Below are 13,673 nucleotides of genomic sequence, written 5' to 3' on the forward strand. Positions count from 1 at the left end.
GGGGCGCGGCCCCCGGCGTTCCCGCATTTCCCCCGTCGTCACCGCCCCCCGCCGCAGAGTCCCATGAAGTTTTCGCTCGACGGACTGAAAAACGCGAACTGGAAGCAGCTCGCCGCGGACCACGCGGAGAAGGCCGGTCTGGTCGTCGCCGTGCTCGTGGCGGGGCTCGTCCTCTACTCCGGCGTCTCGAAGGGACGCTACACGGAGAAGGACCCCAACGACGTGATGCAGGACCTGGACGCCCAGCGGCGGGCGTTGCAGGTCAGCTCCTGGACGGCGGAGCGGCGGGCGGAGGACATTCCGGAGTTCGACGTCGCCGCCGAGGCCGAACGCGTCATGGAGACGATGAACCCGGGCGAGACGGCCTGGCCGAAGTCCTTCCTGGTCCCGCTCTATCCGATCCAAGAAAAGGGCAGCGAACCGACCTGGCTGCCGGTCGAGGACGTGATCGTCGACTACCTCGCCCTGCCGGTGCGTCTGGTGCCGGAGGACGAGTTAAACGACCCGACCTCCGAGGACGGCAGCCTGCTGGACGGCGAAGAGGAGGAGCCGGGCGAGTTCGAACTGAACCTCAGCGGCGCCGGCGGGGTTCCCCGGGGCTTCGGCGGGTTCGATTTCGAAGGGTCGTCCAGTGAGGGGTACGGGGAAGAGCGGGATGGGTCGTACGGGGAAGAGCGGGATGGGTCGTCGGCGCAATACGGCGAGGGCGGATACGGCCGCGGGAGAGGCATGTTCGGCAGCGAAATGGATATGGAGAGCGGCATGCCGTTCTCCGGCGAGGAGGGCGAGTACGGCAACCCCGCCACGATCAACGCCCGCGGCAAGGGCGTGAAGATGGCGGCGGTCCGCGGCGTGTTCCCCTTCCGCCGTCAGGTGCAGGAAATGGCCCGCTCCATGAATATTTCCATCACCGAAGCGAAGGCCCGGTTGGAGTTCCTCGACCTGCAGGTCGAGCGGCAGCGGATTTCCTCCGGCGCCAACCCCTACAGCGAAGACTGGGAACCCGTCGACCGCGAGGCCGCGCTGGAACTGCTCGGCGAGGATCTTTACGCCTCCACGGGGCAGCCGATCGAGGTGGTCTCCCCCGCGCTGACGGACCCGTCGCTGACGATGCCGCTGTTCACCCCGGCCTACGGCACCTGGGATAAACGGCCGGCCTCGCACCCCCGCCTCAAGGAGTTCGACCTCACCCGCGAGGACCCGGTCCTGCGGCAAAAGATTGAGGAACGGCTCCGCGAGGAGGCCGTCGTGCAGGAAGAGGTGCAGGCCGCCGCCGGCCCGGAAAAACGCAGTTGGATTCCGCAGCGGGCCCAGCGTTACGACCGCGGCGCCGCGATGCGGGCGATCGTCGACCGCGGCCCGGCCGAAGGCGAGGAGAAGGACCCGGTGCGGGCGGCGCTGGAGCGGCTGAGCGCCGCCGACGTGCTGTTGCTCACCCGGTTCTTCGACGTCGCCGTCGAACCCGGGCAGGCCTACCGCTACCGGATGCGGGTGCAGGTCGCCAACCCGAACTTCGGCCTCGGCGCCGCGGACGTCTCCGACCCCTCCGCGCTGGAGGGCGAAACCCGCTGGACCCCCTGGAGCGAGCCCAGCGCGGTCGTCTCCATCCCGCCGGACGAACTGGCCTACCTCACCGCGGTCTACCCCAACGAGAACGGCGTCCTGCCGGAGGCCCGGCTGGAGGTGACGGAGTACTCCCGCGAGTACGGCACGCTCGTCGCCAAGGACACCCGCGTGGACGCCGGCGACCTGCTGGTGTTCGAGGAGCGCAACACCTACACGCTGGACCCGTTCAAGCAGGAGAAGAACGAGAAGGCGACCTACCCGTTCGTCACCGAGCACGTGGTGATCGGCGTGGACGCCCTGCCGGACGGAGCCGCCGCGTTCCACCCGGACCTGAACCTCGGCAACCGCAACCTGCCGCCGGGCCGCGTCCTGCTGATGCTCGACACCGGCTCCGTCCGGGAGATCGACGCCGGCCTGGAACTCCAGCGGCAGGCGGTGGCGAAAAGCGTGGCCCAGGAACGGGAGGGCTTGGGACCGCAGATGACCGACGTCAACGCCCCCAAACCGGATCCGGCCGACGAGTACCGAGAATTCGGCGAGTCGTACTTCCGCGGGTCAAGCGACTGAGGCGGTTGGGCGTCGGCGGGATCCCGTCCGGCCTGGGCGCTCGAGGACCGGGCGGACTCGGGTTTCGGGCGGATTCCGGTAAGCTTTCGCCCCGGATTCCGTTCCCGCGCTTCGCCCATGATCATCACCCTCGACGGCCCGGCCGGCTCCGGCAAAAGCACCGTCGCCCGCCGGCTGGCCGACGAACTGGGCTTCCGGTTCCTCAACACCGGGGCGATGTATCGGGCCGTCGGGCTGTTGTGCGAACGGGCCGGGACCGATCTGAGCGACGGCGAAGCCTGCGGTCGCACCGCGGCGGCGGCCCGGCTGGAGCAGACCGGCGACCGCCTGTCGGTCGACGGGGAGGACTGGACCGAACTGGTCCGCACCCCCGCCGCCGGCGCCGCGGCCAGCGCCGTGGCGGTGCACCCGCCGGTGCGGGCCGCGTTGGTCGCCCTGCAGCGAAAGGTCGGCGAGGCGGGCGACACCGTCACCGAGGGCCGTGATCAGGGCACGGTCGTGTTCCCGCATGCCGCTCTGAAGGTGTTCCTCACCGCCGACGCCGAGGCCCGGGCGGAGCGCCGCCGGTTGGAGCTGCTCGCCGCGGGTCGGGACGTGCCGCTCGCCGAGGTGCTGGCGGAGGTGACGGGCCGGGACGAGAAAGACGAACGGCGGGCCGCCGCCCCGCTGAAGCCGGCCGCGGACGCGGTGCGATACGACACGACGGACAAACCGCTGGAGGCGGTCGTGGCGGACCTGGTCGCCCTGGCCCGCCGGCGCGGCGCCTGATCCCCCGCGGCGCCTGATCCCCCGCGGCGCCTGATCCCCCGTGCTCCCGGTCGGAAGGCCGCCATGAACCGCCGTCAGTTCGCCCGCCGCTCGGCCGGCCTCGCCGCGCTGCTCGCTGCGTCCGGCCGCGGTTTCGCCCAGGACCCGCTCGCCCGGGGCGCGGAGGCCGAAGACCCGTTCGCCCCGGGGGCCGACCCGTTCTCCCCGGAGCCGGTCACGGGGGCGATCGTTCTGCCGGCCAGCCCCGCCGCGGCCTTCCGCCGGCCGGACGTGAAGCCGTTCCCGGCGGACGACCCGGACGAGGACGACCCGGCGGGCGACGAACCGGTCGCGACGCTGCCGCCGGACGATCTGCCGTCCGGCGGGCGGGCGCCGTTCGGCTGGCCGGCGTTCGCCGCCTATCCGGCGGGGCCGCGGGTTCCCGGCTGGGGCACGACGACGCTGCGGTTCCCCCCGCTGCCGGAGGGGCGCCGGACGACCGACGTCGCCGCGGTCCGGTTCGCCCTGGCGATGGGCGCCCCGGCCGCGGGCGCCGTCGGCGTGCATTCGCCGGTCACGGGCTCGCTGCGGGGCGCCGTCGACGTGCGGTTCGCCCCGCCGCTGCAACTGTTCTCGGTGCCGCTCTCCTCCGTTGGCGGAGAGGCGGCCCTCCGCGAGGGGCTGGCCCTGCGGGTCGTCGGCGGCCCGGAGACGCTGTGGGTCCTCGGCGCCGAGTACGACAGCGTGGAGATCGAGGCCGCCGTCGAGGAGGCGGACGCCGGGGCGCTCCACGTGCCGCTCGAATTGCGGCCGCACCTGCTCGTGCTCGGGGCGGACGACGCGTGGACGGAGTTCTTCCGTCGGCTGGACTCGCTGGCCACGTTGCAGCCGTTCGGATGGCGGGAGGGCGCCGTGCTGGACGGGCTGCTGGACCTCGCCGCGCTCCCGGAGCGGGCCGCGCTGCGGGAAACGGCCCGCCGTCATCTGGCGCTGTTCCTCACCGGCGGACCGGGCACCGCCGCCGTGCCCCCGCCCGGCCCGCTGGCGCCGCCGGGGGCCACCCTCGCGGACGCCCCGGACGCCGCTCCCTTCGCGGCCCTGGCCCGCCTCGCCCCGGACCACCCGCTGCTGGACGCCCTGCGGCAGCGCTGGCTCGCCGGCCCGCCGGTCGGCCCGACGCCGCCGGCCGGTCCGGTCCCGCCGGGAGCGGCCGAGACGTCCGCCGCCGCGGGGCTCCTCGCCGTCGCCTATCCGATGGCGGCGTTGGGGCGGGCGCGGGGAAATGAGGAACTGACGGCGGCGGCCCTGCGGGCACTGCGCAGTCGCCTCGCCGACCCTGAGGGGGGCGACGAGGACGACCCGGCGCCGCTCCGCGTCCGCCGCCGGATGCTCCGTCTGTTGGGGGCTGCCCGCACGCTCGCGGCCGTGGGCGAGAGGGAAGACGCCGCCGATCTGGTCGCCGCGTTCCGTCGGCTCGCTGACGCGGCGCTGAACCGTTTCATGTCGGAAGAGCCGTTCTCCGCCGAGCCGGCGGACGGTTCCAAACCGGCGCCGGGGCCGGGGCTGACGAACGCCGTGGGGGTCGCGGCGGCGTGGGCGATCGGCGTGAAGGCGGGGTGGCTGGGCGAGGAGCACGCCGCCGCCGCGGACGCCGTGCGGGAGGCGCTGACGGACCGCCTCACCCCGGACGGATTCCTGTTCGAATCCCCGCCGCCGGGCGGTCCGGGGGGCGTGGCGCTCGACACGACCGCGATGGGCCTCGCCGCCCAACTGATCGCCGCCCGGGAAACGACGCCCGCCGCCGCCCCGGCGCCGGTCCCCCTCACCGAGCCCGCCCCGGCCCCGCTGCCGTTGGATTGAGTGGCGAAAGAACGGTGCGGTTCGCCGCGGATTCCCTCCCATACCAGCCCGGAGCGCAAGCTCCGGCCGTGCGTCCGCCGAGGGCCTGACGGCCGATACTTGCGCATCGGGTTGGGAGACAGAGTCCGCAGGACCGCCGGCCCTACCGGCAGACGACTGCGGGGCGAACGGTCAGGGGGGAGGTCACCGCGGCTTTGAGGCCGCCGCGGGCGGTGACGGTCAGCTCCGGCCGGGCGGGGCCGGGGTCGACGGCCCGGGCGATGAAGGAGGCGGTCCGCACCTCGCCCGGTTCCAGTTCGCCCAGCAGACACCGCACGACCTTGCCGTGCGGATGCCGCAGGCGGTCGGGCACCGGGCAGTCGATCGCGACCGCCTCCGCGGGGCCGGCGCCCTCGTTGGTGACGGTGACGGTCAGCCGCACGTCCTCCCCGGCCCGCACGCCGCGGGGGCCGGCCAACACGACCCGCAGGCGGGGGGCCGCGGCGGTCGGTTCCGGCTCGGCGGGCGCCGCGGCCGGCTCGGGTTCGAGGGCGGGCTCCGGCTCGTCTTCGGGCTCCGGCTCGGGGCGGAGGATCTGGGCGGGCTGGATTGCCGGATCCGGCAGCGGCTGCGGTTCCCAAGCCGGTTCCTCGATCGGTTCTTCGAGGGCGGGTTCGTCGAGCGGCTCCTCCGGCGGGAGGTCGGCCGGTTCGGCGGGGAAGTCGAAGTCGTCCACCACCGGCGGGTCGGAGGGCCAGTCCGGCTCCCAGCGATCGACCGGCTCCGGCTCCGGCTCCGGTTCCGGTTCCGGTTCCGGGGGGGCCATGACGACGGTCGTCCCGGCGACGGCCCAGCGGCCGGTCACGCGGGCGTCGGTGGTGAAGGCGACCTCCTCGCCGTGCTCCCCGGCGCCCGCCCCGGGCAGCGGGTGCACGGTGACGGTCAGCTGCCGGACGGCCCCCGGCGGCAGCGAGGCGAGTTCCCAGGTGAGAATCCCCCCGCCGAGGCCGGGGCCGGCGGCGAGGTCGGCGGCCCCGTCGGCGGCCCCGTCGGCGCCGGGGAGGAAGGAGGCGGGAGGCGCGGCGTCGGTGACGCGGACGCCAGGGCCGACGGCCTCCTCCAGCACGGCGGTCGCGGGGGCGTCGCCCTCGTTCTTCACCCACAAATCATAGGTGTAGGGAGCGCCGAGCGTCGCCGTCCCGGGGGCCGACCGGGTGACGGTCAGCCCGGCGCCCGCCGCGGCGGGCACGCCGTCGGCCGGCAGGTCGGGGTCGGTGGGCTCCGCGCCGGCCGGCAGGCTGGCGGCGCCCCAGCGGTCGCCGGACGGGGCGTCGGCGGGGACATCGCCGAAATCGTCCGGGAAGCCGGGGTCGAACGAGGGATCGCTCGCCCCGCTATCGGCAGGGAGCGAACCGGGGGGCACGCCGATGTACTCCGGCGGCAGAGCGGGGGCGGCCGGTTCGCTGCGGCGGCGTTCCTCGTCCCACCCGCCGGGGTCGGCGGGCAGCGGGGTGCGGACCGGGGCGGCGACGGCCTCGGAGGGCGTCTCGTCGTCCGGGGGCTCGTAGCCGGGCAGGTCGTCGCCGAAGTCCGGCTCGGCCCGTCGCAGGTCGATCGTCAGCGCCGGCAGCGGGCGGACGTAGCTCTCCGGGGCCGGCTCGTGGGCGAACTCGCCCATCTCGTCGAGCCCCGCGAGCGGGTTGGGCAGGCCGCCGAACAGGTCGGCGTCGCTCTGTTGCGTGGGGTCGGACTGGCCGCGGGCGATCCGGGTGGCGTCCGGGTCCTCCGCCGCCGACGGGTCGCCGCCGAACAACTCCGCATCGAACAGCTCGTCGGCGGGGTCGTCGAAGTCGTCCCGCTCCGGTTCGAGGGCGGCGTCGGGCACGGGGGAGAGGGCCCGCTCGCCGGATTCCACCGTCTTCGGACCGAGGGAGGCGACCGGGCTGACCTCCGCGACGGCCGGTTCGTCCCATAGAAACAGCAGCGAGGTGAGGAACAGCCCGCACATCCCGGTGCCGATCCCGAACCACCAGGCGCGGTCGTCGTTGCGGCCGGTGGGGCGGAACAGGCTGTCGAACCGCGTCGCCTGGGCCTGCGTCCAGGCCAGGCCGCGACCGGTGCGGTCGCCGACGGCGGACAACTCCGCGGCGAACTCCTCCTTCGCCCCGGCGACCGCCGCCCCCGCGCCGGCGGCGGCGAGGGCCAGGGCGCTCCGCCAGTCGTTGCGGAACTCGCGGACCCAGGTCCGCACCGACGGCCACCGCCAGATCGGGTTGAGGTCCGCACAGGTCGGCACCGTGAAGGCGACGTGCGGGCTGAGGACCTCGGCGGCGCTGAACGGGATCCGCGTCGGCCGGCTCCGCAGGTCGCGGAACGTCAGCGTGACGGCCCGGGTCGCGCGGTAGTCGACGTGGCTGATCCACATCCCGACCAGGCGCGGGAAATCGACCAGCCAGAGCAGCGCCGGCTTGCTGTCCGTCGCGGCGTTCGGCCCGACGGTGTTGTACCGGTGCCCGTACGCCGTGAGGTTCTGCCGCAACTGGCGGCGGAACCGGCGGTAGCCCCGCAGGGCCCAGGCGACGGGGCCGTCCCGCCGGACCTCCCGCGGCGTCCGCAGGGAGTACCCGCGGCGGGCCTCGGCCGCGTCCAGGGCGGAGCGGGCGGCGACCGTCGGCGTCCGCCCGGCCGGAGCCGCGACGGGGGCCGCGGCGGGGCGGGGCGTGCGGGGGGCGGGGGCGTCTTCGTCCTCGTCCGGTTCGTACGCCGCCGCGGCCAGCGCGGGGTTCATCCGGGGCGTGCCGAGCCCCCGCCGGGCCGGAGAGATCCCGCGACCGGGGCTCGCGGGCTCGTCGTCCTCGTTGTCGTCGTCCCAGGCGGCGTCGGCGTCTGTCTCCCAACGCTCCTCGGGCCAGTCCCGTTCCTCCTCCGGCTCCGCGACCGGCGCCTCGTCGCGATCCCGGCGGCGGGCGCGGATCAGCTCGTCGCGGCGGCGCTCGTACTCGGCGAGGGCGTCCGCGAGGGTGCCGCCGTCGACCGGCTCCTCCGACGGGGCCGAGGCGGCGTCCCGGTCGGCGCGGGATTCGTATTCCGCCCACGGCTCCCGATCGTCGCGGGGCGGTTCCGGAACGTTCCGGGGGACGTCTTGCGGGCGCTCGGACCCGCCGGGGCGGCGACGGCGGCGGCGGCGGTCGGACACGGGCGGTCGTCCTTGACCGGGAGGAAAGCACGCCGCCGGTGAGGGCGACGCGGGGCGGTTCGACGGGCGGGTTCCTTCGCCCACGAACCGTTTCCATACCACATCCCCCCCGCCCGCGGAAGGGGGTCGTCTCGGGAGCCCGGGGCGGACGACGGCGGCGACCCGTCCCACGTCCGGGCGGGGGGCGACGTAGGAACGGACGCGTCGTCGTGCGGGGCGATCGGTCGTGACCGTCCGGGGCCGGCGATCTACACTGCGGTCCGCCCCCCTCGCCCCGGCTCTCCGGACGAAGTCCCATGCCCGCTCGCTCGCTCGTCGCGGTCGCCCCCCGGTTGCTGTCCGCCGTCCTCGTGCTCTGCGGCCTCGCGGTGGGCGCCTCGCCCGCGGTCGGGCAGAGCCTCAGCGACGTCTTCGACCTGCCGACCGCGAAGCAGGAACGGCTGAAGATCTCCGCGGAGTTCGTCGACGCCGACGGCGACGCCCTCGCCGAGGCCCCCGCGGCCGGGGAGACCGTCACGCTGGCGATCACCGCCCGCATCCCCGAGGGCTTCTACCTGCTCAGCCAGACGAGCCCGGCCGGCATGCCGGCGAAGTTCCGGCTGACGGAGACGGCCGGCCTCGAACCGGCCGGCGACGGCTTCACGCCGGGCCGCGAACCGAAAAGCGAACTCGACCCCGGCTACGGCGGGGTGGTGGAGAAGTTCACTGAGGAGGTCACCTGGACGCGGCCGTTCGCGGTCGCGGAGGACGCCGCCGGCACCCTGCGGATCGCGGGGGAACTGCGGGGCTCCTATTGCAGCGCCGGCGTCGGCGGGGCGTGCATCCTGCTGGGCAAGGGGGACGCGGCGTTCGAGGCGGAACTGTCCGCCGCCGAGATGACGCCCGGCGAGAACGAACCGGTCGCCGCCGCCGAGCCGGCCGCCCAGCCGGACTCCGCCGTCGAGTCCGGTGACGCCGAGGAGACGTTTGCGTTCGCGGAGATCCCGCAGGTTCGCGGCAAGGACGGGCCGGTCGCGCTGCACGCCTTCCTGCCGGCCGGCGCCGCGGTCGGGGAGACGGTCGACCTGACCGTCACGCTGACGATCGACGAGGCGTACCACGTCTACGCGATGACGGATCCCGGCTCCGTCGCTCTGCCGACGACCGTGGAGGTCGACGCCGCCGGATTGGCGCCGCGGGGCGAGTTCGCCCCCTCCGAGCCCGCCGAGACCGTGGAGCGGGCCGGCGGCGTCACGCTGCGGGAGCACCACGGCGAAATCACGTTCACCCGCCCCTACGAGGTGACCGACGCCGCCTACGGCCTGCGCGCTGCGGTCCAGTATCAGGCCTGCACCGATCAGACCTGTCTGCCGCCGAAGACCGTGCCGTTCACGCTCGGCGCTGCGCCGGCGGAGACGGACGGCGACGCGGCCGTCGCCGGGCCGCCCGCGGTCGTTCCGCCGGCGGGGCCCGCCGGGGACGTGGAAGCGGGCGAGGCGTTGGCTGATTCGTTTGTGTTGGAAAAGAGCTGGATCGAAGAGGCCGGCGTGTGGTGGGCGCTGCCCTGGGCCTTCCTGGGCGGGCTGATCCTGAACTTCATGCCCTGCGTGCTGCCGGTGATCGCGTTGAAGGCGATGAGCTTCGCCAAGCAGGCGGGCGAGAGTCGGGCGCGAGTGCTGGCGTTGAACCTCTGGTATTCCGCCGGCGTGCTGTGCGTGTTCCTGGTGTTCGCCCTGCTGACGCTGGGGCTCGGGGCGTTCATGAACGTCGAATCGTTCGGCTGGGGCGATCAGGTGAACTCCAACACGGGCAAGGTGATCTCGCTCACGCTGGTGTTCGCGCTGGGGCTGTCGATGCTGGGGCTGTACGAGATTCCCGTGCCCGGCCTGGTGGGCACCGCCGCCGGGGCGAGCGGACATCGGGAGGGCGCCCTCGGGGCCGTGTTGGGCGGCGTGTTCACCACCCTGCTGGCGACGCCCTGCACCGGGCCGTTCATCGGCGTCGTGGGCGCCTTCGCCGTGTCGCTGGCGGATTCCAACCCGCTCGGCAGCGTGGCGTTGTGGCTGGCGATCGGCCTCGGCTTCGCCAGTCCGTACCTGCTGATCGCCGCGGTACCCAGCGCCACCAAGCTCCTGCCCCGGCCGGGCGACTGGATGGTGCGGTTCAAAGAGTTCGGCGGCTTGCTGCTGCTCGGCACGGCCCTGTGGTTGCTCCAGGGCGTGCGGCCGCTGGAATTGTGGCTGCCGATCCTCGTCGGCCTGCTGGGCCTGGCGATGGGGTTGTGGATCGTCGGCCGGCTGATCCGGCACAACGACTCCTTCAACCGCAAATACGGCATGCGGATCGTCGCCGCCGGGGTGACGGCGGCGGTCGTTTATCTCGCCGTGCAGATCGCCCCGGAGGGCGGCCTCAACGCGACCGCCGTGGCGGAGCGCGAGGAGGGTTGGGAAGAATTCGACGTGGAGCGCCTGAACGAACTGCGGGCCGCCGGCCGCACGGTGCTGGTCGACTTCCGCAGCACGATCTGCCCGAACTGCGACATCAACGAGGCGACTGCGATCGACACCGTCGCGGCTCACGAGGCCTACCGCGAATTGGACATCGTGCCGATGAAGGGCTGGATCGACCTGTCGCCGGAAGCCTACGAGTGGATGAACAAGCTCGGCGGCATCGGCGTGCCGCACCTCGCCGTTTTCCCCGGCGACCGGCCGAACGACCCGGCGGTGTATAACGGCGTCATCACCCAGCAGGCGTTCCTCGACATGCTGGAGGAAGCGGCCGGCAAAAAGTTGCCGGGCGACCCCGTCCGCACCGCGGCCGCGAAGTAGCGGCCGAGGGAAGGAATTATTTATCCCGACTTCTTCCCGGTCCTCCCCTCTCCCTTGAGGGAGAGGGGCCGGGGGTGAGGGTGACGCACGGTTCGCCCGCTGCCGCTCTCTGCGGTGAGGTGTCTGACGGAGAGTCGGCGGACTGTGAACAGCGTTCGGGCATCACTGCCCCCTCACCCCCGACCCCTCTCCCCCAAAAGGGGGCGAGGGGGGACGAGCGGGTTGATGGCGTACGCGGCGGGCCTTACTGGTCCAGTTTCCGCACGGACACCCGGCGGATCAGGTACTTGTTATAAACGTCGCCGTCCGACTCCAAAATGAAGTTGAAGCCCCAGTAGTTCACGAACTGCGGGTCGTCGATCCGCCAGGTTTTCGTGTGCCATTGCGTGTTGTCCGGCACCGTGTACCAGCCGCCGGCGGTTTTGAAGCCGTCGGGAGATTCGTAGACGAGTTTGAAGCCGGAATTCACGTTCTCCGGGTTCCGCCGCACCTCGACGGTGATTTCGATCGGCGTCGACTCGTAGGAGAGGAAGTGCGGATCGACGATGAACACGTTCCCGCCCGGCACGTTGCCGGCCCGGGCGGAGCCGCCGTAGGCAACGACCGCCTCGGTGAGGCCGGCGGCGGAGCGGGTGTGCAGGCCGCGTTCGACGACCTCCTCGCCGAACTCCAGGAACACCTCGTCTGCCGCCGCGTACTCGGCCGGGCTGCCGGGGTCGTTCCCGCCCCAGGGGAAGGGCTCGCCGCGGTTCGCCTTCGCCCGGTCGATCAGGGCCGGCGGCGGGTCCAGCACGAGGGCGGGGGCCGTCGTCAGCTCCAACGAACGCTGCGTCGTCATGTGCCCGGTCAGCGGATCGACGACCCGGACGTCCCGGCCGAAGTCGTAGCGGTCGGACACGCCGGCGTCGCCCCAGGTGGCGAGGACCGGGCCGTCGGCGCCGTCGAACAGGAAGGCATGGTGGCGGTCGTTTAAGAGGACCCACCCGAGCGGTTGCGGGCGTTGGCCGAGTCGGTCGATGAGCGTGGCGAGCGCCGTATACGCCGGGCGGGCGACGCCGTTGCGGTCCAGCAGGCCCATCGGCCCGCTGTCGCCGTCGCGGCCCTCGAACCATTGAATGCACTCCACGCCGGAGGCGATCCCCATCACGTAGGCTTTGACCAGCGCATGGGCCTGGACGTCTGCCCCCTTATTCTCCGCGTTGACGCCGAGTTCGGTATAGACGATCGGCACGTCCGCCTTCGCCGGGTTCTGAGCGGCGAGCATCTTGCGCACGACCGGGACGACGTTCATGAACACCGCCTCCGTGCCGGCGTTTTCGGCGACGCCGTCCAGCGCCTCGTAGGGGTGCAGGACGATATAGTCGAAGTGGTCCTTCGCCCCCGCGAGAATCACTTGTTCCAGGTAGTTGATATGGGCCGACTTGGCCGCCAATCCGATTTGGCAGTCCGGGTCGACGGCCTTCGCGGCGTCGTGGGCGGCGACGACCAGTTTGGCGTAGTCGGCGGGCGTCTGGTCTTCGCCGGTGAAGTTCGGCGGTTCGTTCCAGACTTCGTAGCGCCGCACCCGGCCCTTCAGGCGCCTCGCTAATTGGGTGACGTAGTTCGACCAGCCCGCCACGTTGTTGACCGGCAGATGCCCCGGCGGGTCGGCCTCGTTCCAGCGGGGATTGCCGAGCAGCAGGGCGCCGTATTGAAAGCCCCGCTTGTCCAGATACTCCATCTGGGCGTCCAGCGCCGTCCAATCGAAGACGCCCGGCTCCGGCTCGACGGCGTTCCAACTCGTGTGGGGCGTGCGGTAGACGTGCAGGTCGATCGCCGCCATCTGCGGCATCCAGCGGGCAAGGTCCTCCGCCGACCGGCCGTTGACGTGGCAGGACCCAATCCCGAAGGGGCTCCACCCCACCGCGGCCCCGGCGGGCGGGGCCGCCGGGGCGGGGCGGTCGTCAATCACGCCGACGGCGGCGAGCAGTACGGTCGCGACGAGTCCCGCGGGACGGCGGCGGGGCATCACAATCTCCGGGCGAGGCGGAACGGGCGAGAGCTTCGACCCGTCATTCTATCCGCCCCCCCGCCGCGTTACCCGGCCGGGGCGTCGGGCCACAGGCGGCCGCTGAGGCGGTCGCAATGCCGCACGAGTTCCCGCAGCTCCGGGGTGTCCGGGGAGTCGCTTTGATAGAAGGCGACGCCGGGCATCTGGGGATAACGGTCTTTGATCTCCTCCGCCCGCTCCGTGAGCTGCTCCGGGGAGAGCCGCTGGCCATGGATGTGAGGCTCGTCGGTGATGTGGCCGAAGCTGAAGATCGTATTGTCCAGCGTGCCCGCCGCCGCGGCCTCCTCGCAGCGTCGCAGGCAGGTCGTCCAGGCGAGGTAGGCCCCCGGGCCGAAGCGTTCCGGCGTGTGGGTGTAACCCTCCACGATCGCCAGATCGACGACGCCGTCTTTGATTAATTTGACCAGCGGCTCGCGGAGGTCCGTGTACCAGACGCAGAGGAACAGGTCCGGGTCGGCCTCCTTGGCGGCCCGGAGTCCGTCGGCGAGGTACTGCTCCACCCCGGGCCGCTGCGGCGGGACCCATTCGTCGATCGCCACGCCGGGGCCGACGAATGGTTGCCCGAGGTGCGAGGAGGTGCGGGCCGGCGGGGCGAGTTCCGTCGTCCAATAATCGGAGTTCTCCGCGAACGGGTTTTGCGTGCCGTAGACCCAGCGGAGGCCGGTGCGACCGGTCAGTTCGCACAGGGCCGGGTCGAGCCAGCCGCTGGCGTCGATCGTCATGTGCCGGTACAGGCTCATGTCGCGGTGGAACTGCCGGGGCTGGAACCAGACCCGGTACGGCGGCCGCGGCCGCTGGGCGGGGCGGAGTTCCGAGGCGCGGGCGGCGCCGAGCCCCCCGAGGGTCAGGGCGCCGGCGGAGAGGCCGAGCAGGTCGCGACGATCGAGCATGGAAGTTCCGG

The 13,673-nt window shown here is 72.9% G+C and carries 7 protein-coding genes; 4 read left to right on the top strand and 3 right to left on the bottom strand.

The annotated features are described in order from the left end of the window. Nucleotides 1-63 precede the first annotated feature (63 nt). The 3 genes from ACG2DA_RS02875 to ACG2DA_RS02885 all read left to right on the top strand — a co-directional run bounded on the left by ACG2DA_RS02875 (nt 64) and on the right by ACG2DA_RS02885 (nt 4,740). On the top strand, nt 64-2,133 hold the full coding sequence (locus ACG2DA_RS02875) for a hypothetical protein (protein WP_395253959.1): 2,070 nt from the start codon (nt 64-66) through the stop codon (nt 2,131-2,133). Nucleotides 2,134-2,250: 117 nt separating this feature from the next. Further along, nucleotides 2,251-2,901, top strand: a complete 651-nt coding sequence (gene cmk / locus ACG2DA_RS02880) for a (d)CMP kinase (protein WP_395253960.1) — start codon at nt 2,251-2,253, stop codon at nt 2,899-2,901. Nucleotides 2,902-2,964: 63 nt separating this feature from the next. Beyond that, the gene (locus ACG2DA_RS02885) at nt 2,965-4,740 is read left to right on the top strand and encodes a hypothetical protein (protein ID WP_395253961.1); all 1,776 of its coding nucleotides are present in this window, start codon (nt 2,965-2,967) and stop codon (nt 4,738-4,740) included. 142 nt (nt 4,741-4,882) lie between these two features. Here the strand turns inward: ACG2DA_RS02885 and ACG2DA_RS02890 are convergent, their stop codons facing one another. Beyond that, nucleotides 4,883-7,915: a hypothetical protein gene (locus ACG2DA_RS02890; RefSeq protein WP_395253962.1), complete on the bottom strand. Its 3,033-nt coding sequence runs from the start codon at nt 7,913-7,915 to the stop codon at nt 4,883-4,885. A gap of 296 nt (nt 7,916-8,211) precedes the next feature. Between ACG2DA_RS02890 and ACG2DA_RS02895 the strand changes: the two genes are divergently transcribed. Beyond that, nucleotides 8,212-10,722, top strand: a complete 2,511-nt coding sequence (locus tag ACG2DA_RS02895; RefSeq protein WP_395253963.1) for a cytochrome c biogenesis protein CcdA — start codon at nt 8,212-8,214, stop codon at nt 10,720-10,722. 244 nt (nt 10,723-10,966) lie between these two features. On the opposite strand, the gene ACG2DA_RS02900 is transcribed toward ACG2DA_RS02895, so the two are convergent. Together ACG2DA_RS02900 and ACG2DA_RS02905 are read right to left on the bottom strand one after the other, a co-directional pair. Continuing rightward, nucleotides 10,967-12,730: a beta-galactosidase gene (locus tag ACG2DA_RS02900; protein ID WP_395253964.1), complete on the bottom strand. Its 1,764-nt coding sequence runs from the start codon at nt 12,728-12,730 to the stop codon at nt 10,967-10,969. 68 nt (nt 12,731-12,798) lie between these two features. Next, nucleotides 12,799-13,662, bottom strand: coding sequence for a hypothetical protein (locus ACG2DA_RS02905; protein ID WP_395253965.1), 864 nt, complete (start codon nt 13,660-13,662; stop codon nt 12,799-12,801). Between the last annotated feature and the right edge of the window lie 11 nt (nt 13,663-13,673).

Source organism: Alienimonas sp. DA493 (assembly GCF_043951915.1).
GTDB lineage: Bacteria > Planctomycetota > Planctomycetia > Planctomycetales > Planctomycetaceae > Alienimonas.